General features: G+C 42.0%; 28 protein-coding genes and 1 riboswitch. Of the genes, 15 read left to right on the forward strand and 13 right to left on the reverse strand.

Annotated features, from left to right (window positions below; translation table 11 throughout):
* Window positions 1–30: 30 nt before the first annotated feature.
* From A0O21_RS02585 to A0O21_RS10920, 3 genes are all read right to left on the reverse strand, one after another.
* Window positions 31–846, reverse strand: a complete 816-nt coding sequence (locus tag A0O21_RS02585) for a TIGR03943 family putative permease subunit (protein ID WP_067060776.1) — start codon at window positions 844–846, stop codon at window positions 31–33.
* Entirely contained in the window at window positions 846–1,748 is a 903-nt protein-coding gene (locus A0O21_RS02590; protein ID WP_067060779.1) for a permease, read from the reverse strand. The genes A0O21_RS02585 and A0O21_RS02590 overlap by 1 nt, the downstream gene beginning before the upstream one ends.
* A 107-nt stretch (window positions 1,749–1,855) precedes the next feature.
* Window positions 1,856–2,005: an SPJ_0845 family protein gene (locus A0O21_RS10920; RefSeq protein ID WP_099092207.1), complete on the reverse strand. Its 150-nt coding sequence runs from the start codon at window positions 2,003–2,005 to the stop codon at window positions 1,856–1,858.
* 287 nt (window positions 2,006–2,292) lie between these two features.
* Between A0O21_RS10920 and A0O21_RS02595 the strand changes: the two genes are divergently transcribed.
* From A0O21_RS02595 to A0O21_RS02625, 7 genes are all read left to right on the forward strand, one after another.
* The gene (locus A0O21_RS02595; protein ID WP_067060782.1) at window positions 2,293–4,425 is read left to right on the forward strand and encodes a Tex family protein; all 2,133 of its coding nucleotides are present in this window, start codon (window positions 2,293–2,295) and stop codon (window positions 4,423–4,425) included.
* Entirely contained in the window at window positions 4,412–4,843 is a 432-nt protein-coding gene (locus A0O21_RS02600) for a SprT family protein (RefSeq protein WP_067060785.1), read from the forward strand. The genes A0O21_RS02595 and A0O21_RS02600 overlap by 14 nt, the downstream gene beginning before the upstream one ends.
* Before the next feature lie 337 nt (window positions 4,844–5,180).
* Window positions 5,181–5,453 carry a PspC domain-containing protein gene (locus tag A0O21_RS02605; protein ID WP_067060788.1) on the forward strand — a complete coding sequence of 91 codons (273 nt, stop codon included), beginning with the start codon at window positions 5,181–5,183 and terminating at the stop codon, window positions 5,451–5,453.
* 275 nt (window positions 5,454–5,728) lie between these two features.
* A complete protein-coding gene (hprK, locus tag A0O21_RS02610; protein ID WP_067060792.1) occupies window positions 5,729–6,664 on the forward strand; it encodes an HPr(Ser) kinase/phosphatase in 936 nt (311 codons plus the stop codon).
* Window positions 6,657–7,442, forward strand: coding sequence for a prolipoprotein diacylglyceryl transferase (gene lgt, locus A0O21_RS02615; RefSeq protein WP_067060796.1), 786 nt, complete (start codon window positions 6,657–6,659; stop codon window positions 7,440–7,442). The genes hprK and lgt overlap by 8 nt, the downstream gene beginning before the upstream one ends.
* A gap of 24 nt (window positions 7,443–7,466) precedes the next feature.
* The gene (locus tag A0O21_RS02620) at window positions 7,467–7,898 is read left to right on the forward strand and encodes a DUF948 domain-containing protein (protein ID WP_067060799.1); all 432 of its coding nucleotides are present in this window, start codon (window positions 7,467–7,469) and stop codon (window positions 7,896–7,898) included.
* A 2-nt stretch (window positions 7,899–7,900) separates the two neighbouring features.
* Window positions 7,901–8,374: a YtxH domain-containing protein gene (locus A0O21_RS02625; RefSeq protein ID WP_067060801.1), complete on the forward strand. Its 474-nt coding sequence runs from the start codon at window positions 7,901–7,903 to the stop codon at window positions 8,372–8,374.
* 25 nt (window positions 8,375–8,399) lie between these two features.
* On the opposite strand, the gene A0O21_RS02630 is transcribed toward A0O21_RS02625, so the two are convergent.
* On the reverse strand, window positions 8,400–8,684 hold the full coding sequence (locus tag A0O21_RS02630; protein ID WP_067060804.1) for a DUF3270 domain-containing protein: 285 nt from the start codon (window positions 8,682–8,684) through the stop codon (window positions 8,400–8,402).
* A gap of 315 nt (window positions 8,685–8,999) precedes the next feature.
* On the opposite strand from A0O21_RS02630, the gene A0O21_RS02635 reads away from it, so the two are divergent.
* Together A0O21_RS02635 and A0O21_RS02640 are read left to right on the forward strand one after the other, a co-directional pair.
* A complete protein-coding gene (locus A0O21_RS02635) occupies window positions 9,000–9,926 on the forward strand; it encodes a peptidase U32 family protein (protein ID WP_067065072.1) in 927 nt (308 codons plus the stop codon).
* 108 nt (window positions 9,927–10,034) lie between these two features.
* On the forward strand, window positions 10,035–11,321 hold the full coding sequence (locus tag A0O21_RS02640) for a peptidase U32 family protein (protein ID WP_067060807.1): 1,287 nt from the start codon (window positions 10,035–10,037) through the stop codon (window positions 11,319–11,321).
* A 70-nt stretch (window positions 11,322–11,391) separates the two neighbouring features.
* On the opposite strand, the gene A0O21_RS02645 is transcribed toward A0O21_RS02640, so the two are convergent.
* On the reverse strand, window positions 11,392–11,718 hold the full coding sequence (locus tag A0O21_RS02645; RefSeq protein ID WP_067060810.1) for a hypothetical protein: 327 nt from the start codon (window positions 11,716–11,718) through the stop codon (window positions 11,392–11,394).
* Between the two features lie 120 nt (window positions 11,719–11,838).
* On the opposite strand from A0O21_RS02645, the gene A0O21_RS02650 reads away from it, so the two are divergent.
* Window positions 11,839–12,057 (forward strand): YdbC family protein, encoded by a 219-nt coding sequence (locus A0O21_RS02650; RefSeq protein WP_067060813.1) that lies wholly within the window; start codon window positions 11,839–11,841, stop codon window positions 12,055–12,057.
* 3 nt (window positions 12,058–12,060) lie between these two features.
* Here A0O21_RS02650 and A0O21_RS02655 read toward each other — a convergent pair whose 3' ends face one another.
* From A0O21_RS02655 to lysS, 3 genes are all read right to left on the reverse strand, one after another.
* Window positions 12,061–12,597: a biotin transporter BioY gene (locus A0O21_RS02655; protein WP_067060816.1), complete on the reverse strand. Its 537-nt coding sequence runs from the start codon at window positions 12,595–12,597 to the stop codon at window positions 12,061–12,063.
* A 328-nt stretch (window positions 12,598–12,925) separates the two neighbouring features.
* Window positions 12,926–13,060, reverse strand: coding sequence for a hypothetical protein (locus A0O21_RS11060; protein ID WP_099092208.1), 135 nt, complete (start codon window positions 13,058–13,060; stop codon window positions 12,926–12,928).
* 3 nt (window positions 13,061–13,063) lie between these two features.
* Entirely contained in the window at window positions 13,064–14,554 is a 1,491-nt protein-coding gene (lysS, locus tag A0O21_RS02660) for a lysine--tRNA ligase (RefSeq protein WP_067060819.1), read from the reverse strand.
* A 174-nt stretch (window positions 14,555–14,728) separates the two neighbouring features.
* Between lysS and A0O21_RS02665 the strand changes: the two genes are divergently transcribed.
* Window positions 14,729–15,637 carry an HAD family hydrolase gene (locus A0O21_RS02665; RefSeq protein ID WP_067060821.1) on the forward strand — a complete coding sequence of 303 codons (909 nt, stop codon included), beginning with the start codon at window positions 14,729–14,731 and terminating at the stop codon, window positions 15,635–15,637.
* A gap of 164 nt (window positions 15,638–15,801) precedes the next feature.
* On the opposite strand, the gene A0O21_RS02670 is transcribed toward A0O21_RS02665, so the two are convergent.
* The 4 genes from A0O21_RS02670 to A0O21_RS02685 form a co-directional block, all read right to left on the reverse strand.
* On the reverse strand, window positions 15,802–16,458 hold the full coding sequence (locus A0O21_RS02670) for a histidine phosphatase family protein (RefSeq protein WP_067060824.1): 657 nt from the start codon (window positions 16,456–16,458) through the stop codon (window positions 15,802–15,804).
* Between the two features lie 22 nt (window positions 16,459–16,480).
* Window positions 16,481–16,954, reverse strand: a complete 474-nt coding sequence (locus tag A0O21_RS02675; RefSeq protein ID WP_067060827.1) for an aminoacyl-tRNA deacylase — start codon at window positions 16,952–16,954, stop codon at window positions 16,481–16,483.
* A gap of 188 nt (window positions 16,955–17,142) precedes the next feature.
* On the reverse strand, window positions 17,143–17,700 hold the full coding sequence (gene thiT / locus A0O21_RS02680; protein ID WP_067060830.1) for an energy-coupled thiamine transporter ThiT: 558 nt from the start codon (window positions 17,698–17,700) through the stop codon (window positions 17,143–17,145).
* A 47-nt stretch (window positions 17,701–17,747) separates the two neighbouring features.
* A riboswitch (TPP riboswitch) is annotated at window positions 17,748–17,844 on the reverse strand.
* An 81-nt stretch (window positions 17,845–17,925) separates the two neighbouring features.
* Window positions 17,926–18,777 carry a glycoside hydrolase family 25 protein gene (locus tag A0O21_RS02685; protein WP_067060833.1) on the reverse strand — a complete coding sequence of 284 codons (852 nt, stop codon included), beginning with the start codon at window positions 18,775–18,777 and terminating at the stop codon, window positions 17,926–17,928.
* 215 nt (window positions 18,778–18,992) lie between these two features.
* On the opposite strand from A0O21_RS02685, the gene A0O21_RS02690 reads away from it, so the two are divergent.
* The 3 genes from A0O21_RS02690 to A0O21_RS02700 all read left to right on the forward strand — a co-directional run bounded on the left by A0O21_RS02690 (window position 18,993) and on the right by A0O21_RS02700 (window position 21,289).
* Window positions 18,993–20,126, forward strand: a complete 1,134-nt coding sequence (locus A0O21_RS02690; protein WP_067060836.1) for a 5-methyltetrahydropteroyltriglutamate--homocysteine S-methyltransferase — start codon at window positions 18,993–18,995, stop codon at window positions 20,124–20,126.
* A gap of 259 nt (window positions 20,127–20,385) precedes the next feature.
* Complete coding sequence (locus A0O21_RS02695; RefSeq protein ID WP_067060839.1) at window positions 20,386–20,919, forward strand: ECF transporter S component; 534 nt, start codon at window positions 20,386–20,388, stop codon at window positions 20,917–20,919.
* Complete coding sequence (locus tag A0O21_RS02700; protein ID WP_067060842.1) at window positions 20,903–21,289, forward strand: DUF4430 domain-containing protein; 387 nt, start codon at window positions 20,903–20,905, stop codon at window positions 21,287–21,289. The genes A0O21_RS02695 and A0O21_RS02700 overlap by 17 nt, the downstream gene beginning before the upstream one ends.
* A 285-nt stretch (window positions 21,290–21,574) precedes the next feature.
* Here the strand turns inward: A0O21_RS02700 and A0O21_RS02705 are convergent, their stop codons facing one another.
* Entirely contained in the window at window positions 21,575–22,051 is a 477-nt protein-coding gene (locus A0O21_RS02705; RefSeq protein WP_067060845.1) for a glutathione peroxidase, read from the reverse strand.
* A 380-nt stretch (window positions 22,052–22,431) separates the two neighbouring features.
* Here A0O21_RS02705 and ppc point away from each other — a divergent pair, with 380 nt between their 5' ends.
* Window positions 22,432–25,257 (forward strand): phosphoenolpyruvate carboxylase, encoded by a 2,826-nt coding sequence (gene ppc / locus A0O21_RS02710; protein WP_067060848.1) that lies wholly within the window; start codon window positions 22,432–22,434, stop codon window positions 25,255–25,257.
* Window positions 25,258–25,442: the final 185 nt, after the last annotated feature.

The following is a 25,442-nucleotide window of genomic DNA, read 5'->3' on the forward strand; positions in this document are numbered from 1 at the left end:
GAAATAAAGCCACCTGTGTTTATGACTGCCTTAAAAAACTCGGTAAACATAGGGATTATCCGGTTCCCTGCTCTCTGTGGCTTCAGTGATATGCAAAACAGGCAGACTTTGCTCCAGAGCTTTATTGTATTCAATAGATAGGGTCCCCTTTACTGTGACCCAGGTATTGTCGGCATAGGACTGCTCATTTCCTGTCGTCAGCAGCCCGTATACCCCCGAATCAGCTATGCAGTGGATAATTCCAAAACGAAACAAAAATTGGTAGCCCTGGTGTTTTGGTTCATTGTAAACAAAACCGGTATACTGAATTTCCCGATTCATAAACTCATCTGGATAGAGGTAAATCAATTCCATCACTTCCATATAATTTTCTGTAGTGATTTTTAGCTCATTCTGTCCTTGATATTTTTTAAGCTCCTTTTGCATTTCCCTTTCATAAGCGGTTTCTGTAAAGTAAAGGCTGGTATCAGGTTTTAAATATTGAATAGCAGTCCCGTCTTCACTCTGCCCGCTTTTTGATGTTCCGGCTGCTAAGGGGAAGGTATAGCCCTTGGCAGAAACGGTAGTGGAATCAAGAGTAGCAGTTGGAACAAGGAGCCCAACTAAAACAGGAAAAAGCAGAATAAGGGGGCTGCTCAGTTTAGCCAGTTTTCCGGATAAGTGGCTGGGAAATTCCCACCTTTTCATCCAGATAGTCAGCTGAATAAGGGCTAAAATAAAGGACAGCACCATAGACAGATAAGCCAGATAAGAATAATGGATGTTGATGTATTGATCCAATTTTCCTGATAGCTGCAGATACATGGACAGTTCAAAATAACCTGCCAGAATTAAAAAACGACTCATTACAGCACCCCCACAAGCAGACAATAAGCGATAATAATCAGCGCCGATACGGTAATAAACTGCAGGATAAAGTGCACTTTAAAGGATTTAGCCATCATCATTAAATTTTTAATATCAATCATCGGCCCGAACAAAAGAAAGGCAAGAACCGGCGCTAGGCCAAATGTCGAAAGCAGTGAAGCACCGATAAAAGCATCCGCTTCACTGCATAAGGATAGAATAAAGGCCAGCAGCATCATAACTAAAATAGCTGTCAGCGGATTTCCGCCAATTGTTGTTAAAATACGTGTCGGAATGTAAATCTGCATACCTGAAGCTACCAAGGTTCCAAAGACCAGATACCGTCCGGTGTCAAAAAATTCGTCAATGGCGTGAGCTAAAGACAGAAATACTTTTTTCCCGGCTTTTTCGCCTGAATAATCATGGCTGTGAACGGGCTGGGCTGTAGGCTTTAGAATATTGTCGTCAACAAAGTAGGCCAGCATAATTCCTAAAACAAGTGCAGTCAGTACAGCTCCTGCAAGACGCAGGGCCAGGAAGCGCAGCGAATTGCCGAAGGCAGAATAGGTTGCAAATAAAACAATAGGGTTAATGATGGGAGCCGTTGCCATAAAGGGAACGGCAGTGTAGCTGGGAACTTTCTTTTCTAAAAAACGGTTGATGATTGGAACAATCCCGCATTCACAAGATGGGAAGACAAAACCGATAAAGGTCCCAAAAACAATGCGCAAAAACTTATTTTTCGGGAGATAGCGCTGTACCAAATCAGGCGTGACATACACCTCTATAAAACCAGCTAAGATAGCACCTAAAAAAACAAAAGGCAGAGCCTCAATGATAATGGATAAAAAAATAGCCAGCCACTGAAGGACACTGTCCGGCAGCTGATTAAAAATCGCCATTCATTATTCTCCTTTTTCAACTAAAACAAAAGAACTGCTTTTCCTGAAGGCCACAAGGCAGAAAAAATTGATTGCACCTAAAGCATTTGCATGCTCAGGCGCATTTCCTAATCTGCTTCGTCTGACTCAGACTGGTCAGCTTTCTTTTTGTTCTTATTTTTAGAGTCTTTTGTCTCAGCTTTATCTGAATCCGGCAAGGTAGCGAAGTTTTCCAGCATTTTTTCTAAGGAATCTTCACGTTTATATGTTATTGCCATAAAAGTGAACCAACTTTCTACAAAATTCTATTACTATTATACTATCAAATCTAAAAATAGTGTGATTTTAACTGACGATGATTATATTTAATCATACAGATCAACAGTCCATCATTTTAAGCCTCTTCTAAACAGCACTAAAGAGCAGATTATTGGCTGTTTTTAAAACCTCAAAATTGATGAAGCCGTTTTTTTGGCTCTTAATTTCGTTTTTCTGCGGAAAAATGGGAAAAATCTTGATGATTTGCGTGACTTTTTGTGAACTTGTATGCTAAAATAGTAGCGTTATGGAAAATTCAAATACGACAACAATCGCTCAGGATTTGGGCGTTAAAGACGATCAAGTTCAAAAAGTTTTGGAACTGACTCTGGAAGGTAATACTATTCCTTTTATTGCCCGCTACCGTAAAGAAATGACAGGTAATCTGGACGAAATCCAAATTAAAGCCATTTTGGATTTGGACAAAAGCCTAACGGCTCTGTCAGAACGAAAAGCAAAAGTTCTCGCTAAGATTTCTGAGGCTGGCAAACTTACTCCTGAATTGCAGCAGGCTATTGAGGCTGCTCCCAGATTAGCTGATGTAGAAGAACTGTATTTGCCTTATAAGGAGAAGCGCCGGACCAAAGCAACTGCTGCGCGTGAAGCCGGTCTTTTCCCGCTGGCCCGGCTTATTCTGCAAAATACGGATAAGCTTGAAAGAGAGGCTGAAAAATTTGTCACAGAAGGTTTTGCTGACGCTGAGGCCGCTCTTGCCGGAGCTGTTGATATTCTGGTAGAAGCGCTGTCAGAAGATGCTAAGCTCCGCTCATGGACCTACAATGAAATTTGGTCTTACAGTTCACTTGTTTCTCAGCTTAAAGATGAAGCTGCTGACAAAGATAAAATCTACCAGATTTACTATGATTTTTCAGAAAAAGTTGCAAAGCTGCAGGGATATCGTGTTTTGGCGCTAAACCGCGGTGAAAAACAGGGGGCTTTGAAAATCCATTTTGTTCATAATATGGACAAAATGCTTCGTTTTTTTGCTGCCCGTTTCAAAGAAAGAAGTAGCTATATTGATCAGGTTATCACGCAGGCTGTCAAGAAAAAGATTGTTCCGGCAATGGAACGGCGGATTCGGTCAGAATTAACAGAAGCGGCAGAAGACGGGGCGATCACGCTTTTTTCAGATAATCTGCGCCATCTGCTGATGGTATCACCGCTCAAAGGTAAAACTGTTTTAGGTTTTGACCCGGCTTTTCGAACTGGCGCTAAGCTGGCAGTTGTTGATTCAACTGGAAAACTTTTAAGAACACAAGTGATTTATCCGGTTCCGCCTGCAAGTTCTGATAAGATTGCACAGGCTAAACTGGACTTGGCTGCACTTCTTAAAGAATTTGCTGTGGAGATTATCGCTATCGGCAATGGGACAGCCAGCCGTGAAAGTGAAGCTTTCGTCGCAGATGTCCTTAAGGATTTCCCTGACGTTAGCTATGTGATTGTCAATGAGAGCGGTGCCTCAGTATATTCTGCCTCGGACCTGGCCAGACAGGAATTCCCTGATTTGACTGTTGAAAAGCGCTCGGCTGTCTCAATTGCCCGGCGTTTGCAGGATCCTTTAGCCGAATTAGTAAAAATTGAACCTAAAGCCATCGGTGTTGGTCAGTACCAGCATGATGTCAGTCAAAAGAAGCTGGCAGAAAACCTGGATTTTGTTGTTGAAACTGTCGTCAATCAGGTAGGCGTTAATATTAACACTGCCAGTCCTGCCCTCTTATCTCATGTTGCCGGACTCAATAAATCCATTTCGGAGAATATTGTGGCCTACCGGGAAGAGCAGGGAAGAATTAAATCGCGTGATGAAATCAAGCAAGTTCCCCGTTTAGGTGCTAAAGCATTTGAACAGGCAGCCGGCTTTCTGCGTATTCCGGAAGCAGAAAATATTTTAGATAATACGGGAGTGCATCCGGAAGCTTATGAGGCTGTTGAGAAGCTCTTCTCCATGCTTGATATTCAAGCGCTGGATGAAGCGGCTCAGCTGAAATTAAAAGCCATCGATGTTTCAGCTATGGCACCGGAATTAGCTTTAGGACAGGAAACGCTTAAAGATATTCTTGCAAACCTCCTTAAACCCGGCCGCGACCTGCGTGATGATTTCGATGCCCCTGTTTTACGGCAGGATATCCTGACTATTTCAGATTTAGAAATTGGCCAGCAATTGGAGGGAACAGTGCGCAATGTCGTTGATTTCGGCGCTTTTGTCGATATTGGCCTGCATGATGATGGACTTATTCATATTTCTGAGATGAGCAAGAACTTTGTCAAACACCCCAGCCAGCTTGTTTCTGTCGGGGATATTGTCACAGTATGGGTTTCCAAAATTGATCAGGAACGGGAGAAGATTAACCTCTCCTTGGTAAATATCAATGAACTTAACTGATTATGTACAAGAGGTTTCTCAGGAAGACTTTGGTAAAGATTTTAAACACCAAGCTCTATGGAATAAGCGGCTGCGGACAACCGGCGGCCGTTTTTTTCCATCAGACGGCCATTTAGAATTCAATTATCGCCTTTATCAGGAGTTAGGCCCAGCTGTTTTCCGAAAGATTGTCCGGCATGAACTTTGCCACTACCATCTTTTCTATGCTAATAAAGGCTATCGTCACAGAGATACCGATTTTAAAAAACTTTTAGAAAAAGTCGGCGGCCTTCGCTATACACCGCCTCTTCCCTCGCAAGCAGCTGTTTACTGCTATGCCTGCAGGCAATGCGGCCATATTTACCAGCGGCGCCGCCGAATCAATCCTCAAAACTATATCTGCGGACAGTGCTGCGGCAAATTAATCCCCCTTAACTGAATACGGCCTAAAATCCTAGTGAAAAAGAGCTGCGCCATCAGGTCTCACTTCACAGTTATTTAGCCGTTCTGGCAGGGGTGCGTCTGCGAAATCAGAGATTTCGGACTTACCGCCAGCCGTAAACGACTGAAAGCTTTGTCGCCTTAACAGTCGCCCGCACCTTTCTAGTCGTTCTGGCAGGGGTGCGTCTGCGAAATCAGAGATTTCGGACTTACCGCCATTTTTACTTTGCGTTCTTAACGGGCTTTGTATCTTATTATCAGTCTTAGGGCTGATTTTATTTTTCCTGAAAATGGTATACTGGAATAGTAAAGAAAAGTTTAAAGGGGGAAGAAGGATGAAATCCATTTTTTATAAACAAAGGAAAAATAAATTAGTCTGCGGGGTTTTTGCCGGCCTTGCTGACAAATTTGGCTGGGATCTCCCTCTGACCCGTGTTTTAGGGGCATTAGCTATGTACTTTACCGGTTTTGGTTTCCTGCTCTATATTTTATTGGCTATTTTTCTGCCTTATAAAGAAGATTTGTTAGATGATAAGTACGGTCAAGGTCCCCGTAAACGCAAAGATGCTGATGTTGTTAATGAAGATAATGATGGCTGGTTTTGGTAAACTGAATCGGTTAAGTGGTGCAAAATAATAAACGCTAATCTTTCCTTTTGGCTCCTTCTGCCAAAAGGAAATTTTTAATAACTTTGAAGCTTGCTTATTTCTGTGTCAAGAAAACAATCAGCCGGAAAATCAACTGACAGTGTAAAACTTCAGACTGGAAACAGTTGTTTAACTGCAGCTCAGAATTTTTGCAAAAGTTCAGCTTTTTCTGAAAGCCTGAGGGCCCTTGCTTTTATTTCTGTATTATTATGTTATAATACTTAAAAGGAGAAAATATGTCAGTTACAGTTCGTATGCTGGTTGACCGCATTAAGCTGGATGTGGTTTACGGCACTGATCAGCTTTTGACTAAAAAAATTACGACATCAGATATTTCCCGTCCTGGCCTTGAGATGACAGGATATTTTGATTACTACGCACCGGAGCGCATTCAGCTTCTTGGGATGAAAGAGTGGTCGTATTTGACCCAAATGACATCTCATAACCGTTATTCGGTATTAAAGGGAATGTTTCAGCCCCAGACCCCTGCTATTATTGTTGCCAGAAATTTGGCAATTCCTGAGGAAATGATTCAGGCTGCTGAGGAAGAAGGGATTGCTGTTTTGCAGAGCCATGTGCCAACCAGCCGACTTTCAGGAGAAATGTCCTGGTACTTGGATTCCTGCTTGGCTGAGAGGACCAGTGTTCATGGTGTTTTAATGGATATTTACGGTATGGGAGTGCTTATTCAGGGGGATTCTGGTATCGGTAAAAGCGAAACAGGCCTTGAACTGGTTAAGCGGGGGCATCGGCTGGTTGCTGATGACCGTGTGGATGTTTATGCCAAAGATGAGGAGACGCTTTGGGGAGAGCCGGCTGAGATTCTTCGCCATCTGTTAGAAATACGAGGTGTCGGAATTATTGATGTGATGAGTCTTTACGGAGCCAGCGCCGTAAAGGATTCGTCTCAGGTTCAGCTGGCTATTTATTTAGAAAATTTTGAGAGGGATAAGGTCTTTGACCGTCTGGGCAATGGCAATGAGGAAATTGAACTCTCTGGGGTCAAGCTTCCTCGTATTCGAATACCGGTCAAAACCGGCCGTAATGTGTCTGTAGTGATCGAGGCGGCGGCCATGAATTATCGTGCTAAGCAGATGGGCTATGATGCTACGCAAACCTTTGAGGACCGTTTAACTAATTTAATCAATCGAAATGAGGTAAGCGATGATTGAACCGGTTGCTTTTGAATTTGGCCCTATCACGATTCGCTGGTATTCTCTTTGTATCATGACCGGTTTGGTTTTAGCAGTTTATTTAGCTATGCGGGAAGGTCCCAAAAAAGGGATACGGACTGATGATGTTCTCGATTTCATCCTCATTGCTTTTCCCCTGTCCATTATCGGGGCGCGTCTCTATTATGTATTCTTCCAGTGGCCTTATTCGGATTATGCCCAGCACCCCGGGGAGATTTTAGCTGTTTGGCATGGCGGTTTGGCTATATATGGCGGTCTTATAACAGGTGCCACAGTTCTTCTTATTTTTTCTTACTACCGCGCGCTCAATCCTTTTAACTTTTTGGATATTGCTGCACCTGGGGTTCTTTTAGCGCAAGCTGTCGGACGCTGGGGCAACTTTTTCAATCAGGAGGCTTACGGCCGGGCGGTGGCGCATTTAAATTATTTGCCATCATTTATACAGAGGCAGATGTTTATTGAAGGGTCCTACCGTCTTCCGACTTTTTTATTTGAGTCACTTTGGAATTTGTTGGGATTTATCATCATCATGCTAGTCAGACACCGTCCCCATTTTCTAAAAGAAGGAGAAGCAGCCTTCTTTTACCTGGTTTGGTATGGAAGCGGCCGCTTCATCATCGAAGGTCTGCGGACAGACAGCTTGCTCTTTTATGGCTTTCGTGTTTCACAATGCCTATCTCTGCTGCTGGTTGTCCTGGGGATTGGTCTTATTGTCTGGCGGAGAAAACAGAAAACTATTCCTTATTATCAGGAATAGTGCTAAGAAAGACAGGAGAAAAAAATGGATTTAGTTGGAATTGCCCTTTTGATTATTGGAATTGCTTTTGCTGTTTTAGTTGGTGTTATTGTGCCGACAGCCTTAAAATTAAATAGAACAGTTGATGAGGTTAACGAGACAGTGGCAGCAATGAAAACCGAAGTCAGCGAAACAATTGCTGTGCTGAGAAGTGACGCTGATATTACTTTCCACCAGACTAACGAGCTTCTGGCTAAGACAAATGTTCTTGTGGAAGATGTTAATGGCAAAGTTGCTACGATTGATCCCCTTTTTACAGCGATTGCCGACTTATCCGAAAGTGTCTCTGACTTAAATAGTCATGCCAGACAGTTCGGACATAAGGCGACAAATACGGCTTCGGCAGTCAGTAAGGCGAGCACAGCTTTTACAATCGGCAGGTTTGCTTCTAAATTATTTCGCAGAAAAGGAGATTAACGATGGATAAATTTTTAAAAACAGTTATCATTGGAGCTGCTTCTGGAGCAGCCGCAGCTTATTTTTTATCAACTGAAAAAGGCAAGGAATTCAAGGCTAAGTTAACCAAAGCCTATCAAGCCTATAAACAGGAACCAGAACACTATCAGCAAACAGCTAAGGAGAAGGCGGCAGAATATTCTCAGCTTGCTGTAGATACCTTTAATGATTATAAAGAAAAATGGCAGACCGGCGAGCTGACTAAGGACGATCTTCTTTCGGCCGCTAAGGAAAAAGCTGGTCAGGCAGCCCAATTTGCCAATGAGAAAGTCAATGAAGTCAAAAAGAAATATTATGCGGACGACCCCTCAGATGCAGCAGCAGAAGATGTGACAGCAGAAGTGGACGACATTATCATTGATTATCCTGAAACTGATGATGAGGCTGATTTTTCTGATACTGAGCAAAATCAGTCTGAAACAGAAGAAAAACAATGAAAAACAAAAAATAACTCAGTTTGAGTTATTTTTTTAAAGACATAATAAAGACTGACAAAGTTGAGGTCATTGCTGCGCTGATTAGAAGAGCAAAGACAAAGGACCAAATTGGTGATAGATTAAGAGCAAGTAAGGTAAAAGCGGCTAATACAGTAGTGACTGCGAAAACAGCCACTCGTGTAAAAAACATCAGTTCTCGTAATTTAGCATTGTTGCTGTTGATTTCTTGAAATTCTTGAAATTTTGGAGAAGGTGTTTCCTGCAGTTTTTCTTGTTCAAACTGTTCAGTTTTCTTCAATGGCGCTGCCATAAACTGTCCCTCCTTTAATTAAGATACAAAGCCCGTTAAAAACGCAATGGGGAAATGGCTGTAAAGACTGCAAAGCCTTCAGACGTTTACGGCTGGATTCAGCTTGACTACTTTTTCTCGCAGCGTTTAAGGCGTGTTCGATTCATAAGATAGAAAGGCACATCGTCTGTTTACGGCTTTAAAGCAGCCATTTTCCCTGAACCCGGCCTTTATCTATTTAAAATACTGAATTATAATAACATAAAAGGATCGTTTTGTCACTATTTTTTCAAGAAAATGTTCAAAGGTATAAAGTTTTGGTATAATGGTTCTGTTATGGAAAAAATAATTATCACAGCAACTGCAGAGTCTATTCAGCAGGCGGAGGAACTTTTAGAAGCAGGGATTGACCGGATTTACGTCGGAGAGGCGGACTATGGTTTACGGCTTCCGCATAGCTTTTCTTATGCCGAACTAGAACAGATTGCAGAAAAGGTTCACCGGGCCGGCAAAGAACTGACAGTAGCCTGCAATGCCCTCATGCACCAAGACATGATGGATCATATCAGACCTTTTCTGGACTTTTTGAAAAAAATTAAGGCAGATTACCTCGTTGCTGGTGATGCTGGTGTTTTTTATGTCAATAAGCATGACGGCTATAATTTTAAACTGATTTACGATGCCTCTGTGTTTGTGACCTCCAGCCGTCAGATGAATTTTTGGGGACAGCATGGGGCAGTTGAAACAGTTTTGGCAAGAGAAATTCCCTCTGAAGAGTTGTTTAAAATAGCCGAAAATCTGGAATTCCCAGCAGAAATTTTAGTTTACGGAGCTTCAGTTATTCATCACTCCAAACGACCGCTTTTGCAAAATTACTATAATTTTACGCATATTGATGACGAAAAGACCCGTGAGCGCGGCCTCTTTCTCGCTGAACCGAAAGCCCCTGACAGCCATTACTCTATTTATGAAGATAAGCATGGCACACATATTTTTGTCAATAATGATATTGATATGATGACTAAGCTGACGGAGCTGGCCGCACACCACTTCACCCATTGGAAATTGGATGGTATTTACTGCCCCGGTCGAAATTTTGTTGAAATAGCTAAAATTTTTGTTGAAGCTAAGAAAAGCCTGGAAGCAGGGACCTTTTCTCAGGAGCAGGCTTATCTTTTAGATGAAAAAATCAGAAGCTGGCATCCGTCAGGCCGCGGCCTTGATACAGGTTTTTACGATTTTGATCCGGATTTGGTCAAATGACAAGGACTTTTGCATTTTACTCACTCAGTCGCAAAAAGACAATCAGGAAAAATACTAGCAGGTTTATTGACTAAAAATATTTTAGACCCTATAGAAAGAATGAATCGAATGACAAAGAAATTGAAACGTCCGGAGGTTTTATCTCCTGCCGGAACTTTGGAAAAATTAAAGGTTGCCATTGATTATGGTGCAGATGCTGTTTTTGTCGGTGGACAGGCTTATGGTTTGCGCAGCCGGGCTGGCAATTTTTCAATGGAAGAAATGCGGGAAGGAATCGACTACGCTCATGAACGCGGTGCGAAAGTCTATGTTGCAGCCAACATGGTTACCCATGAGGGCAATGAGATAGGATCTGGTGCCTGGTTCCGTGAATTAAGGGATTTGGGGCTTGATGCTGTCATTGTTTCGGATCCGGCTCTCATTGTGATCTGTGCTACGGAAGCACCCGGTTTGGAAATTCATCTATCAACTCAGGCTTCTTCAACAAATTACGAAACCTTTGAATTTTGGAAAGAACTTGGCTTGACTCGGGTTGTTTTAGCACGTGAGGTGTCGATGGCTGAGTTGGCTGAAATCCGCCGGCGGACGGAAGTCGAGATTGAAGCTTTTGTCCATGGGGCTATGTGTATTTCTTATTCCGGCCGCTGTGTCCTCTCAAATCATATGAGCCATCGTGATGCTAACCGTGGAGGCTGCTCACAGTCCTGTCGCTGGAAATACGATTTGTTTGATATGCCTTTTGGTCAGGAAAGGCGGTCACTTAAAGGTGAGATTCCTGAAGAATTTTCGATGTCAGCAGTTGATATGTGCATGATTGAACATATTCCGGATATGATTGAAAATGGCGTCGACAGTCTGAAAATTGAAGGCCGTATGAAATCTATTCATTATGTGTCTACTGTCACCAACTGCTATAAGGCGGCTGTGGATGCTTATATGGAAAGTCCGGAAAAGTTTGCTGCTATTAAAGATGACCTCATTGATGAGCTGTGGAAAGTGGCACAGCGAGAACTGGCAACCGGTTTTTACTATAAAACACCAAGTGAAAAAGAGCAGCTCTTTGGTGCACGTCGGAAAATTCCGCAGTACAAGTTTGTTGGAGAAGTAGTGGCTTTTGATGAAAAAAATAAAACAGCTACGATTCGCCAGCGCAATGTCATCAAAGAAGGGGATGCTGTCGAATTTTACGGCCCCGGTTTCCGTCACTTTGACTGTTACATCAGAGATTTGCATGATTCTGAAGGCGAGAAAATTGACCGAGCTCCTAATCCGATGGAGCTGCTGACAATCACTGTACCAAAACCTGTAAAACCAGGAGACATGATTCGAAGCTGTAAAGAAGGTCTAGTTAATTTATACAGAGAAGATGGGACCAGCCGAACGGTTCGAGTATGAGCAGCGACTCAATCAGCCCCAAACCTTTTAAATAAAAAATGAACAGGAAGTCTTTTCTAAAACGTCTTGTTCATTTCTTTTTGTTTATCAGTGTTTGGGAATAACGGACAGTTTTGGGGACAAGCGACAGGCGGTCAATATCTTTTACAGCGATAATGGTTGAAATGTTTTTAGAAAAATTTTTAAGAACTAATTTTCCTTCTTTTTTATCGTATTTGACCAAATCGCCGGTAAAGCTTTTTTCATCATAGATAGCATGAAGAGCCAGATGTTTTTCTTGGGCCTGCTTGATGGTGTAAGCAATCTGATTGGCTTTGAGAGTTACCTCTTTTGGCTTTGTGCTTGGTTCAATAAATTCATATAAATAAGATTTTAACAGCTGAAAAAGTTTTTTCATCCTTGTTTCCCCAAAAAATTGATAGAATGATTATACACCATTTTTGTCTAAAAAAAAATATTTTTCTTAAAAAAGGTGTCATTTTATCAAAATTTCCGAATAGATTTAATAGGAGGATATATGCCAGAATTTACATTTGAAATCGAAGAAAAACTTTTAGTTCTATCTGAAAACGATAAGGGCTGGACTAAGGAGCTGAACCGTGTCAGTTTTAACGGGGCCCCTGCAAAATATGACATCCGCTCTTGGAGTCCGGATCATACAAAGATGGGAAAGGGAATCACTCTGACCAATGATGAATTTCAGATAATGGTGGATGCTTTTAGCAATAAAAAATGAGGGTTATTTGAAGTAACCCTCATTTTTTAACGTTTTGGATAAGGCTTTTGCCAAAAAAGTGATAATAGCCAGTTTTCCTAAATCTGGAAGGATAAAAGGCAAAACACCAGATAAAAAAGCAGCGGCTGCAGACATTTTCGCTAGAAACATCAACCCCAGCATACCCAGTACAAAAGTCAGACTGTCTCCCAGAAGATTGGCAAAGAAAATTGCTAAAGCAGAGCTTTTAGGGGAAACAAGAGCAGAAGTCAGCGCTGCATAAGCAAGAAATCCCCATAAAAAACCTGCTGCCGGTCCTATCAGGGCAGCTAGTCCACCTGATCCGCCAGCAAAAACAGGCAGTCCAACAGCCCCTAAAAAAAGATAAAGCAGGAGGCTCAAAACAGCCTCACGTTTTTGAAAGAGTGTTGCGACCAGACCGACAGCTAAGGTTTGCAGGGTAAAAGGAATGCTGCCTAAAGGGATTGTCAGCTGTGAAGCAGCAGCTATCAAAGCGGCGCCAAAGGCTGGCATAACTAAGCCCAAGGTTTTGGATGTCATCAAATTTTCCTCCACGATAAAAGTTAACCTTCTATTTTTAAAGGGTTAACTAAATCATAAACTGTTTTTTAATATCTGTCAAGCAGGGGCTAAATACCTGATTTTTAGATTATCAAAAATACAGTTAAGAGCAGAATACCATTTTTACTCCTTCATTAAAAATCTGCAACACCAGTGCTTTTAAAACTTTTTACCTGAATTCATTATAGAAACCTGCTGATTTTACTTGCTGTTAGCCAACAGCGTAATTTTAACATCCATTGTATTTTAAAATAAAAAATCTCTTAAACAGACCCAGTTTAAGAGGTTTTTTTGCTGAGAAATTCAGCTATTTTTTGAATTTATCAGCAAGACCGATAAAGATAAAGACGGTCCCCAGTCCGATAAAACTGTATTTAGCTGCAAAAATGCCATAAAGGATAAAGACAGCAGCAGATATAAAGGATATATAACTCTTGTTCATAGCTTATTTCATCGTCGGGAAGAGCAGTACATCACGAATAGTGGTTGTGTCAGTAAGAAGCATTACCAGTCGGTCAATCCCAATCCCTAGTCCGCCGGTAGGAGGCATACCATATTCGAGAGCTTCAATAAAGTCATAATCAATACCGGTAGCTTCTTCATCGCCAAGCGCTTTTGCCTGAGCCTGGGATTCAAAACGTTTTAGCTGATCAATGGGGTCATTTAATTCGGTGAAAGCATTAGCATATTCCTTTGTGACAATAAAAAGCTCAAAGCGGTCGGTAAAGCGCGGGTCTTCAGCGTTTTTCTTAGCCAGAGGCGAAACTTCTACCGGATGCCCGTAAACAAAGGTGGGCTGAACCAAGGTTGGCTCAACACATTCTTCAAAGAAAGCATTGATGATTTGACCGACCGAGGTAAAATGTTTCTCGATTGGGATATTATTTTCTTCGGCCAAGGTTTTAGCCTGCTCAAATGACATTGCCTGCCAGAAATCAATGCCAGTAACGTCCTTTATCAAATCGACAATATGAGCGCGTTTAAACGGTTCGTTGATTTTAATTTCCTGCCCTTGATACTTGATAGGGCCGTCTCCTTTAACCGTTTTTGCAGCATGCTGGACAATGCCTTCTGTCAAATCCATAATATCATGATAATCAGCATAGGCTTGGTAGACTTCAATTGAAGTAAATTCAGGATTATGAGTAGCATCCATGCCTTCGTTGCGGAAGATACGGCCTATTTCATAAACGCGTTCCATCCCTCCGACAATCAGTCGCTTGAGGTGCAGTTCAGTCGCAATACGCAGAACCATATCCATATTCTGAGCATTATGATGTGTCACAAAGGGTTTGGCTGCAGCTCCGCCTGCTTCATTATGAAGAACGGGGGTTTCAACTTCCAAAAAACCTAGCCCGTCAAGGTAATGGCGAATATCAGAAATAATCTGACTGCGGGTAACAAAACGCTCGAAACTCTCGCGGTTGGAAATCAAATCCAGATAGCGTTTGCGGTAAATGGTTTCCACATCGGTTAAACCATGGAATTTTTCGGGAAGCGGACGCAGAGCTTTGGAAAGATGGGTGATGTGAGTCGCTTTGATAGACAGCTCTCCCATATTTGTGCGCATGACTTGACCTGTTACGCCAAGGAAATCGCCAAGATCAGCTTTTTTGAAAATATCATAGTTTTCTTCTCCGACTGTGTCTTTGCGGACATAAATCTGAATTTGCCCTTGTCTGTCCTGCAGATGCGCAAAGCCTACCTTACCCTTGCCCCGTTTGGTCATCAGCCGGCCGGCAATAACCGCCGTTTCATTGAGAGCATCCAGTTCTTCTTTTGTTTTATCGCCGTATTTTTCTTTTAACTGACCGGAAACAGCTGTTCGTTCAAATCGTTTGCCAAATGGATCGATTCCCTGTTCAAGCAGAGCCGACATCTTCTCCCGGCGGACAAGCTGCTGGTCATTGAGTTCTTCTGTATGTTGGTTAGACATCGTTTCCTCCCCTAAGTAGTACATCTTATTGTACCACAAAAGCTGGCAGATAACATCTTTATTTTTAGTCAAAGAAAAAGGGGCTTAGAATGTAGCAAGGTGACTGCGTTGAAATCACTGTTAAAAAATAGTATAATGGGTTAGCTTATGAAATTTTAAGAAAGAATAAACCACATGATTACTTCAATTGTCTTTGATGTTGACGACACGATTTATGACCAGCAGGCCCCCTATCGGCTGGCCATGGAGCAGTCTTTCCCTGACTTTGATATGTCAGTGATTAATCAGGCTTATATTCGCTTTCGGCATTATTCTGATCAGGGCTTTCCGCGTGTCATGGCAGGTGAATGGACAACAGGCTATTTTCGTTTCTGGCGCTGCAAAGAAACACTGAAGGATTTTTCTTACCGCCAAATCAGTCCTGAAGAAGGGGCCCGTTTTCAGGCGGTGTATGAAAATGAGCTGGAAAACATCACTATGCTTGATGAAATGCGGCTGACCTTGGATTTTTTAAAGGAAAAAAATGTGCCGATAGGTATCATTACCAATGGTCCGACTGAACACCAGCTCAAGAAAATTAAAAAATTAGGACTGTATGACTATGTTGATCCAAAACGTGTACTGGTCAGCCAGGCCACAGGTTTTCAAAAACCTGAAAAAGAACTGTTTAATCTGGCAGCAGAGCAGTTTGATATGAATCCTGCTACAACGCTTTATGTTGGTGACTCATATGATAATGATGTTATGGGGGCTTTTAACAGCGGCTGGCATTCGATGTGGTTTAACCACCGCGACCGAGTTTTAGCGCCTGGGGTCAGACCGGTTTTTGACTTAGAAATTGACAGTTTTGAACAGCTCTACGGAGCTGTTAAAGTGCTCTTTGACCTGCCGGATAATAAATTTATTTTTGATGCCAATGATAAAAAGAATCCTATCCTGCAGCTGGGGATTAATAACGGCCTGATGATGGCGGCAGAGCGCCTTCTGGCCAGCAATATGAGCGTGGATAAGGTGGTTATCCTGCTGCGCTTAAATAAAAATCAGGAAAAAGTCCTGCGTATGAAGTATACAAAACTATCCTAGTTTACTCCCTGCAGCTAACCGATGCCTTCACTGATTTTTAGAAAACCCTTGTTTCTAAAAAGGGTTTTTTATTATGGCTTTGATCTGTATTTTGCAGAGAAAAAGAAAACCACCAGCGAAGTGGTGGCTGATAAGGACTTGCGCCTTCATTTTTACTGTTGGTTTTAGGATTTCTGCTGTGCTGTGGCTTCCTCGGGTATTTCTGCCAAATAGGACCGATCATTCCATAATAAACAGCTGTATTCCTCGAAATTGTTTGTCTCTAAGACAGTGAGACTGAGATTGTCCAAACCGCCCAGACGGCGCAGATTAGCAGGGGCAAAGCCTAAAAGCGAGCGGATAGAAGCTGTCAGGTTGGCGCCGTGTCCGATAAATAGGACATTGTCAAACGGTTTATGCCTGAGAGAAAAAACAAGATCTCTGACACGCCGGGTTGTCTGATAAACGGACTCAGCTTCAAACATACTGGCGTTAAATTTAGCTAAGTTGTGTCTGAATGCTTTCATTTGCTGAGGATAGATAGAAGTCATAGTGCTGATTTTACTGCCTTCTAATTTTCCCAGCTGCCACTCACGCAGAGCCGGTGTATACTGAATGATTTTTGGTTTTTTGTTTTGATGGTTGATAATTCGGACGGTCTCTTTGGCGCGTTTTAAATCGCTGGAATAGACCGCATCAAAAGGGATATGTGCAAGATAACGCCCTAAGGTTTCACATTCTTCTATACTTTCTTCTAACAGCGGAGAGTCGCCTCCGGCTCCTTGGAAACGTCCCTCCATATTCCACAGTGTTTTGCCGTGTCTGACAAAATAAAGTTTCATTGCTTGTCTATCCTTCCTAATTTTATTCAATAATATCAGCGAATTCTGCCTGAACAAAGGAGGCCAAATCTTGACTGTCTATTCTGACTGAGCGGCCGATTTCGCCGGCAGAGACAATCACAGTTCTTTTTTCAGCAGCTGTGTTATCTATAAATATAGGGAAACGGTGTTTTTGGCGGATACCGACAGGATTGTTGGCCCCATGGACATAGCCGGTTGTTTTTTGCAGGTTTTTCTGAGGAATCATTGTTACTTTTTTATTAGCAGAGACCTTGGCCAATTTTTTTTCCGACAGATGCTCTGTAATAGGGACGATACCGATAATTGGACCGCTTTTATCGCCGAAAAGCGCTAGCGTTTTAAAAATATCAGAAGATTCAATTCCCTGAGGCAGCTCACCGGTCAAAGCATTCACTGTCAAACTGTCATAAGGAATGCCGGCTTTATCCAGGATTTGTTCCACCAGCGTCTTTTTCTTTCTTTTTTTCTTGCTCATCTTTTATCCCTGCCAGATAACCATAAAAAATAGTATAACAATCTTATCATTATTATACCATTTTCTTTTTATTTTTGATATTTGTATGCTTGGTCAGCATAAAGCAGCTTTTTTGAAAAAGTGCTGCTAAGCGTTAGAAAAGCGGCTCTGCCATGCTATTGAGCCCAATTTTATTCGGACTGAGGAAGTTAATGTTCCGGCAGAAAAAAGCGGCTTTGCACTGTCAGCAGAATCAGCACCGAAATAATGACAAACAGCAAGGTGATGATGCCAGCACTGCCGTTAACCAGCAAAGAATAGTAGAAAGGGGACATTCCTTTTGGAGCGTAAGACGACCAAAAGATGATACCGGCAAGAAAGTGCCAGAAATACCGAACAGAGACGGCCAAAAAAGCAGCAGCAAAAGCCAGTGAAAAAGCTTTTTGCTTTTGTTTTTGCCTGAGTGCTTTCTGCAAAGGGGCAGCTAAAACTCCGGCCAGTCCCATTGAGGCAAAGGCCAGAATGTATTCCAATAAAACCTGACTAAGGCTTAAATAGTAGACTCTTCCCAAAATAAAATGCAGCAGCCCCCAGATTAATCCGGCCAATATTCCGTATTTGCTGCCTCTGCGCAGAGAAAACAGGACAAGGGGAACAGCGCCGAAAGAAGGGGTGAACCAACTGGCAAAATCAGGGATAAGCGACAGAGCCATGGCCAAAGCAGCGATAACAGCAGCTTCAATAAGGGCATTAACTTTACTGAACATAAAAAAACTCCTTTGCATTTTCAAAGAAGTCTGTCAGGCCACCAAATATTTCAAATGGTCACAATCCCTACGCTCGTCCTAACGAGATCAGGTTTTGAGGATTTCGCAGATGCGATCTCAGCCGAAGCACTCCTTTGTGATGTTCAACTTTCTATTTACTTGTTTACACTATAGCATAAAAAGAATTCTCTTGTCAATAAGAAAACCGTTTGTCTAAGCAAACGGTTATTCTTCTATTTTGCCGAAAAGCTTCTCGTAGGTTTTTTTAGTATCCTTAGTGACAGCAATTTGATTTAAGTCTAAAGGACTGCTGAAACCGTTGAGATAGCCCTGCGATGTGTATTGATGAAGATCGTAATCTAAGTCAGTCTCGGGGGCACTGTTGTAATAACCTGAGTCAGAACCATAGGTCGGAATCCAGACAGCATCAAAACCGTCTACGGAAATCCCCTGTTCTTCCATGAAATAGGTGCCGATATAGATACCGATATTTTCGGCTCCTAAACGCTCAAGCTCTTCTCGGAAAGCTTTGACCCCTTTATTCATGTTTGACATGGTTTCTTCTTCAACATCAATCCAATAAAAAGTAGGATTATAAGGAGAAGCATTTTCGTAAAATGTTTTTGCCTCTTCCTTCATTTCCTTAATGCTGGTTCCTAAAGCATAGCTGTAAACAGCAACAGGAACATTGCGTTTTTGGAATTCTTCAATATGTGTCTTAAACGATTTATCAATCCCTGTTGTATAGGCGGCATTGCTATCTTTGCTGATTTGTGATCCTCCATAAACACGCACGATAGCTCCGGATATATTTTGTGATAAAGTATCATAGTCAATCTCACTCGGAAGCTGCCATCCTGATACATCGATAATCGGATTAAGAACAAATGTGTCTTCCTCTGGATCTGCTGTTGTCGTTTCTTGGTCTTCCTGACTGCTGGCAGAAGGGATTGTTTTCTCTGCCGTCACTATCCGATTTTTTAAGATATTATCGGTGTGAACCTTACTGGCAATAAGTAAGATGCTGAGGAGACTGAAAAAAACGAAAACAACAATTGGCTTAATTCTTCTTCTCATTGCTTTTATTGTAACCTAAAACAATGAAAAAATCAAAATTCTTACCGCTTTTATCCTTATTTAAGGCTGTTTTTTTAAAAATAAGCAAAACGCTTACAGTAATTTTTTTAGATATAATTAATAGCTATAACAAATCATAGTATAAATATAATTTACAGCTATAGCGTTCTTTGTTAAAATAAAGCCATTAAAGTGATATAGAAAGGACAAGTGTTATGGTAAAAAAATATTTTGAACATGTTGGTTCTTTTCTTAGGCCGCAAGAACTTCTTGAGGCGCGTGAAGCATTTGCTCGTGGGGATTTGTCTGAGCAAGAACTGAAGGCGGTCGAAGATAAGTGTATCAGAGAATTAGTTGATCAGCAGCTGGATGCCGGGCTGGAGAAGGTGACTGACGGAGAATTCAGGCGCAGTTACTGGCATCTTGATTTCTTCTGGGGATTCGGCGGGATTGAACATGTTCAGGCAGCAGAAGGCTATCATTTTCATGATGAAACGACACGGCCTGATTCTGCCCTGCTGACCGGTAAAATATCCGGCGATAATCATCCTTTTGTTGAAGCCTACCAGTTTTTAAAGGAGTATGTTGACACCAAGGGCGGAAGTGCTGAAGCTAAGTACACTATTCCGGCTCCTGCCCAGTTGTACTTTGAACTGATTAGAGATGCTGAGCATGTAGCACAGCTGAAAGCTATTTACCCGGATTTCGAGGATTTGCGCCGGGCTATCCAAGCAGCTTATTTACAGGTTATTAACGATTTGGTGGCTGCCGGTCTAAAAACGCTTCAAGTCGATGACTGTACTTGGGGAACACTGGTCGACAATCAGTTTCTGACAGCTTGGGGAGCTGCTGGCGGGCAGACAGCAGAAGATGTCCGCAAAGAATTGGGCAGTATCTTTTTGACTTTAAACAATGATGTCTATCAAAATGTGCCGGAGGGTCTGCAAGTCAATACCCATGTCTGCCGCGGCAATTATCATTCAACTTGGGCTTCTTCCGGCGGGTATGAGTCTGTAGCCGCTGACCTTTTTGGCAAAGAAAAGGTAACCAGCTATTTCCTAGAATTTGATACAGAACGCTCTGGAGGCTTTGCTCCTTTGGCAGAAATAGGTGATCATAAAGTAGCTGTTCTTGGTTTGATTACAAGTAAAAACGCAGAGCTTGAGGATAAGGCCGCTATTATAGCCAGAATTCGGGAAGCTGCTGACTACCTTCCGCTTGACAGGCTCTGGCTGTCTACGCAATGCGGCTTTGCTTCAACTGAAGAAGGGAATATTTTAACAGAAGCTGATCAATGGAAAAAATTGGCGCTTGTCAAAGAAATTATCGATGAAGTTTGGACAGATTAACAGAAAAAAACTTTATGGCAACACTTCAGCTGTAATTTCTTTCACTCTCCATTTCTAGCTTCGGACAGATTCTATTTGCCTGTCCTTGTGCTTTCTGCTCAGCTTGATTTGATTATTAGAAAGCTTAATCAGCAGCTGTTTATCAGGAGTAAAGGAAGAGACTGTTTGTCTCAGGCGCTTCAGATGCTTGTTCAGAGAAGGAGCCAGCGATTATTTCTGACCTTGACAGCCTGAGAGCTTTAGGCTAAACTAAAATCGTATGGAAAGAAAAGGACTCTCGTCAGCTTTGCAGCAAATCAGCCGAATTGCTGTATTATCGGCTTTATGTGTCGCTTTGCGTTATGTCTTTGCTGGTTTGCCCAATGTACAGCCGATAACAGCTATTTTTCTGCTGATTTCGGTTATTTGGGGTTTCCGTCAAAGTTTTTGGGTTATGGCAGTGACCATGCTGGTCTCTTCCTTTCTCTTGGGTTTTGGTCCTTGGGTATTGTGGCAGATTATGGCTTTTGCTCTCATCATTCTGGTATGGCGCCACCTGCTTTACCCGCTGACAGAAAAACTGTGGTTCAGCCAGATGTTAAAGCTTGTCCTGCAGTCTCTTTTCGCTGGTCTCATGGGCGCACTCTACGGCTGTATCATTGACTTCTGTTACGCTCTTCTTTACAGCATGCCTTGGTGGACTTATGTTCTGGCAGGACTCAGCTTTAATCTGGCTCACGCATTGTCGACGGTCTTTTTTTACCCACTGCTAGCAACGAGTTTTAGGAGATTAATCTATGAAAAAAATCAGTAGGCTTATCGTGACGGTTCTTTCATTTATTGTGCTGACAGCTTGCAGCACCGACAGTGCTCCCTCTTCATCAAACTCGGCATCGTCAGATACTGGGACAGTTCAGCTGATTGTTCAGGAAGACAGCAATACGATTGATGAAACTGTCACCTTTGAAAAAGGCGATACTGTGATGGATGTCCTGCAGGATAATTATGAGGTTGAAGAGACGGACGGCTTTATTACGGCTATTGATGGTATAACACAAGATGAAGAGGCCGGTAAATACTGGATGTTTACAATCAATGATGAGCTGGCTCCTAAGGCCGCTGACCAAATAAAAGTTAAAAACGGCGATAAAATTGAATTTTACCAAGATGTTTATGCTAATTAAAAAAGACTTTCTTCAGATGATCCAGCCCAGAGGCTGACTTCCGAAGAGAGTCTTTTTTATTAAAGATTTCAGACGGCTACGGCTGGCGCTAAGTCAGAACTTTGATTTGGTCTGCACCCTTGCTAGGACGACTAGAAGGGTGCTGCCGGACGCTGGGACAGCAAAGCTTTCACTGGGACATGAAGAGAGCTGTACTGCATCTTTTCTATTAGAATTTTAGGATCTGTTCAGTTGCAGCAAGACAAAGCCTCTTTCAAGGGAATAAGAGAACACTTACTGTGTGTTTTACAGCAATTTTTCAATAGCAGGAGCAATCTTACGGGGATCTGTTTTAGATGAAAATCTCTTGACAACATTGCCTTGCCGGTCAATTAAAAATTTAGCGAAATTCCATTCAATTTTTTGGCCTAATGGCCCTTTTTTTTCAGATTTCAGCCAATCATAAAGTTTAATAGCATTTTTGCCGTTAACATCGACTTTAGCAAAACGTGGGAAGCTTGTCTGATAATTCAAGGTGCAAAAGGCATTGATTTCCTCAGCTGTTCCTGGTGCTTGGCCTTTAAACTGATTGCAGGGAAAATCAAGGATAGTGAAGCCTTGCGTCCGGTAAGTATCATAGAGCTGCTGAAGTCCTTCATACTGGGGAGTCAGGCCGCAGCCTGTTGCAGTGTTAACTACTAATACAACTGAATCCTGATATTCCCTTAGGGAAACCTCTTCCTCATTTTGAGCTTTAACTGTAAAGTCATAAAGATTTGCCATTTTTGCTTTTTCCTCCTTTTTCCATTTATCTGCTGCGGGGGAGATTAGTTAACATATTTCTAAGGAGAAGCGTATCTGTTATTCTGTTTTTCAGATAATGATAGCAAAACAGCGGCTGCGCTTTCTCTGTAACTGTGATTACAGTATATCAAAATTTTAGGGTTCTTGCATTGTTTTAAGAGAGAAGAGGAATTACAGTAGGGGAAATACAGGTTACTTTTGGGCAGAAAAATGGTATGATAGGAAAGTATATAAGATATAAGATCTAGCCCGCCATAAGATAAGCTATTAAAACCTGTGCTTAAGAGAAATGGTTTTTAAGCGGCAGTTTATTTGCCTGTACTTATGCAGGGCGGCTAAAGCTAAAGGAGAGAAAAGCATTGTCCATAAAAAAATTAGAAAGTAACAGCAATCAAGCCATTATTACTGAAGAAGTCAATATTTTAAAGGATTTGCTTGAAGAAACAACTCGCCAAATGATTGGCGATGAGGCCTTTGCTAAAATTGAGAGAATTTTGTTATTGTCGGCCAAAGAAGACTATTTTGAGCTGGAAAAAATTGTCGCTCAGATGACAAATGAAGAGATGGTCGTTGTTTCTCGTTATTTTTCAATTCTTCCTCTTTTAATCAATATTTCCGAAGATGTTGATTTAGCTTATGAAATCAACTATCAAAATAATACTGGTAGGGACTACTTGGGGAAACTTTCTGCGACAATTAGTATGGTGGCGGAAAATGAAAAAGCCGAAGAAATTCTTGAACAGGTTAATGTTGTTCCTGTTCTGACAGCCCATCCGACACAAGTTCAGCGCAAAACAGTCCTTGAGCTGACCAATAAGATTCATGATCTGCTTCGCAAGTACCGTGATGTTAAGGCGGGTGTTGTTAATCAAGAAAAATGGTATGCTGATCTGCGGCGCTATGTCGAAATTATTATGCAGACGGATATTATCCGAGAAAAGAAACTGAAGGTGAAAAATGAAATCACCAATGTCATGGAATATTATCATTCATCGTTAATTCAGGCCATTACAAAATTAACAGCTGAGTATAAAAAGTTAGCAGCAGCAAATGGACTGCAGCTGGATAATCCTAAGCCGATTACGATGGGAATGTGGATTGGCGGAGATCGTGACGGTAACCCTTATGTAACAGCCGAAACATTGGCCTTGTCTGCAAGTGTGCAAAGTGAAGTGATTATCAACTATTATATTGAAAAACTTTCAGAGCTCTACCGTACCTTTTCACTCTCAACAAGCTTAACGCAAATCAGTCCAGCTGTTGAAAAACTTGCTCAATTGTCTGAGGATAAGTCTATTTACCGTGAGAATGAGCCCTATCGCAAGGCTTTTAACTATATTCAGTCTCGTTTGGTTCAAACCTTAATCAGCTTAAATGTAAATCAGCCTCCTTTTGCTGAAAGTGCAGAGAGGCAGAGTGTGTACAGCGATATCGATGCCGGAAGCAGCAATGCTTCTGTTCTGGCTAAATTTTTACAGGGCCGAATGCAGGCAGTCAGTTCTGAACTGAAGGATTCTGAAATTCCTAGTTATCAAACAGCTCTAGATTTTAAAGCAGATTTGCTGCTTATCAAGGATTCTCTCCTGCAGAATGGTGATGCTGCTTTACTATCGGGAGATTTTGATGATTTACTGCAGGCCGTTGATATTTTTGGTTTTTATCTGGCCAGTATTGACTTAAGGCAGGATTCCAGCATTCAAGAGACCTGTGTGGCTGAACTTCTTAAATCTGCCAACATTTGCAGTGACTACAGTGCCTTGTCCGAATCGGAAAAATGCCAGCTTTTGTCCAAGCAGCTTCTGGAAGATCCGCGTACACTCTCATCAGCTAATGTAGAAAAATCAGAAGTGCTTCAAAAAGAGCTGGCTATTTATCAAACAGCACGTTGCTTAAAAGATAAACTGGGTGAGGATGTTATTAAACAGCATATCATTTCGCATACTGAAAGTGTCTCAGACATGTTTGAATTGGCTATTATGCTTAAAGAAGCCGGTCTGATTAATAAAGACGGAGCCCGGGTTCAGATTGTTCCGCTTTTTGAGACAATTGAAGACTTGGACAATGCCTGCTCTATCATGGAAGATTATCTTAGTTATGAGCTTGTTCAAAACTGGATTGCGGCCAATCACAACTATCAGGAAATTATGCTCGGTTATTCTGACAGCAACAAGGACGGCGGCTACCTGTCTTCAGGCTGGACACTGTACAAGGCTCAAAACGAGCTGACCCGGATAGGAGAAAAGTACGGGGTGAAAATTACCTTTTTCCATGGCCGCGGCGGGACAGTCGGCCGCGGCGGAGGCCCATCCTACGAAGCGATTACTTCTCAGCCTTTTGGCTCTATTAAAGACCGCATGCGTTTGACAGAACAAGGGGAAATTATCGAAAATAAATATGGGAATAAAGACGTTGCTTACTATAATTTAGAGATGCTGACCTCAGCTGCTATTGGCCGGATGGTTACTCGGATGCTGACTAATCCTGATGAGATTGATGATTTTCGGGCAACTATGGACGGTATCGTGGCAGATAGCAACCGTATTTACCGCCGTTTGGTTTTTGAAAATCCGCATTTTTATGATTATTTCTTTGAAGCCAGCCCAATCAAGGAGGTTTCCAGTCTCAATATTGGCTCACGTCCTGCAGCCCGCAAGACAATTACAGAAATTTCGGGTCTGCGGGCCATTCCATGGGTTTTCTCTTGGTCGCAGAACCGCGTTATGTTCCCCGGCTGGTATGGTGTCGGATCAGCCTTTAAGCACTTTATAGACCAAGCACCGGGGAATTTGGCAAAGCTGCAGCATATGTATGAAACATGGCCGTTTTTCCATTCCTTACTCTCCAATGTTGATATGGTGCTGTCCAAATCCAACATGAATATTGCTTTTCAGTACGCTCAGTTAGCTGAAAAACAAGACGTCCGCGATGTTTTTAATACTATTCTGGACGAATGGCAGTTGACTAAGGATACGATTTTGGCTATCGAAAAACATGAGGAGCTGCTGGAAGAAAACCCTTCTTTACGTGCCAGCCTAGACTATCGGCTTCCTTATTTCAATGTTCTCAACTATTTACAGATTGAACTGATAAAACGCCTGCGGCACAATGAGTTGGATGAGGACTATGAAAAGCTTATCCATACCACAATTAACGGGATTGCTACAGGATTGCGAAATTCCGGCTGATAGAGCGTCTTTACTTAAACATTGGCAGGACTAAAGCTGACTTAGCAACCCGCTTAATCCTGTTTTTGCCTTATATTTCGCTACTCTGCTGGATTTTAGGCTGCTCTGCGACTTATCCAGGCTTCTCTTCCTGCTTTTTTTTGCTGATGAAAGATGATATAATGCTTAATGATAAGGTCATATTT

It is taken from the genome of Streptococcus pantholopis (assembly GCF_001642085.1).
Taxonomy (GTDB): domain Bacteria; phylum Bacillota; class Bacilli; order Lactobacillales; family Streptococcaceae; genus Streptococcus; species Streptococcus pantholopis.

Coding starts and splice junctions, on each gene's coding strand:
- A0O21_RS02585 (WP_067060776.1), bottom strand. CDS start 846: ATGAGTCGTTTTTTAATTCTGGCAGGTTATTTTGAACTGTCCATGTAT.
- A0O21_RS02590 (WP_067060779.1), bottom strand. CDS start 1,748: ATGGCGATTTTTAATCAGCTGCCGGACAGTGTCCTTCAGTGGCTGGCT.
- A0O21_RS10920 (WP_099092207.1), bottom strand. CDS start 2,005: ATGGCAATAACATATAAACGTGAAGATTCCTTAGAAAAAATGCTGGAA.
- A0O21_RS02595 (WP_067060782.1), top strand. CDS start 2,293: ATGGAAAATTCAAATACGACAACAATCGCTCAGGATTTGGGCGTTAAA.
- A0O21_RS02600 (WP_067060785.1), top strand. CDS start 4,412: ATGAACTTAACTGATTATGTACAAGAGGTTTCTCAGGAAGACTTTGGT.
- A0O21_RS02605 (WP_067060788.1), top strand. CDS start 5,181: ATGAAATCCATTTTTTATAAACAAAGGAAAAATAAATTAGTCTGCGGG.
- hprK (WP_067060792.1), top strand. CDS start 5,729: ATGTCAGTTACAGTTCGTATGCTGGTTGACCGCATTAAGCTGGATGTG.
- lgt (WP_067060796.1), top strand. CDS start 6,657: ATGATTGAACCGGTTGCTTTTGAATTTGGCCCTATCACGATTCGCTGG.
- A0O21_RS02620 (WP_067060799.1), top strand. CDS start 7,467: ATGGATTTAGTTGGAATTGCCCTTTTGATTATTGGAATTGCTTTTGCT.
- A0O21_RS02625 (WP_067060801.1), top strand. CDS start 7,901: ATGGATAAATTTTTAAAAACAGTTATCATTGGAGCTGCTTCTGGAGCA.
- A0O21_RS02630 (WP_067060804.1), bottom strand. CDS start 8,684: ATGGCAGCGCCATTGAAGAAAACTGAACAGTTTGAACAAGAAAAACTG.
- A0O21_RS02635 (WP_067065072.1), top strand. CDS start 9,000: ATGGAAAAAATAATTATCACAGCAACTGCAGAGTCTATTCAGCAGGCG.
- A0O21_RS02640 (WP_067060807.1), top strand. CDS start 10,035: ATGACAAAGAAATTGAAACGTCCGGAGGTTTTATCTCCTGCCGGAACT.
- A0O21_RS02645 (WP_067060810.1), bottom strand. CDS start 11,718: ATGAAAAAACTTTTTCAGCTGTTAAAATCTTATTTATATGAATTTATT.
- A0O21_RS02650 (WP_067060813.1), top strand. CDS start 11,839: ATGCCAGAATTTACATTTGAAATCGAAGAAAAACTTTTAGTTCTATCT.
- A0O21_RS02655 (WP_067060816.1), bottom strand. CDS start 12,597: ATGACATCCAAAACCTTGGGCTTAGTTATGCCAGCCTTTGGCGCCGCT.
- A0O21_RS11060 (WP_099092208.1), bottom strand. CDS start 13,060: ATGAACAAGAGTTATATATCCTTTATATCTGCTGCTGTCTTTATCCTT.
- lysS (WP_067060819.1), bottom strand. CDS start 14,554: ATGTCTAACCAACATACAGAAGAACTCAATGACCAGCAGCTTGTCCGC.
- A0O21_RS02665 (WP_067060821.1), top strand. CDS start 14,729: ATGATTACTTCAATTGTCTTTGATGTTGACGACACGATTTATGACCAG.
- A0O21_RS02670 (WP_067060824.1), bottom strand. CDS start 16,458: ATGAAACTTTATTTTGTCAGACACGGCAAAACACTGTGGAATATGGAG.
- A0O21_RS02675 (WP_067060827.1), bottom strand. CDS start 16,954: ATGAGCAAGAAAAAAAGAAAGAAAAAGACGCTGGTGGAACAAATCCTG.
- thiT (WP_067060830.1), bottom strand. CDS start 17,700: ATGTTCAGTAAAGTTAATGCCCTTATTGAAGCTGCTGTTATCGCTGCT.
- A0O21_RS02685 (WP_067060833.1), bottom strand. CDS start 18,777: ATGAGAAGAAGAATTAAGCCAATTGTTGTTTTCGTTTTTTTCAGTCTC.
- A0O21_RS02690 (WP_067060836.1), top strand. CDS start 18,993: ATGGTAAAAAAATATTTTGAACATGTTGGTTCTTTTCTTAGGCCGCAA.
- A0O21_RS02695 (WP_067060839.1), top strand. CDS start 20,386: ATGGAAAGAAAAGGACTCTCGTCAGCTTTGCAGCAAATCAGCCGAATT.
- A0O21_RS02700 (WP_067060842.1), top strand. CDS start 20,903: ATGAAAAAAATCAGTAGGCTTATCGTGACGGTTCTTTCATTTATTGTG.
- A0O21_RS02705 (WP_067060845.1), bottom strand. CDS start 22,051: ATGGCAAATCTTTATGACTTTACAGTTAAAGCTCAAAATGAGGAAGAG.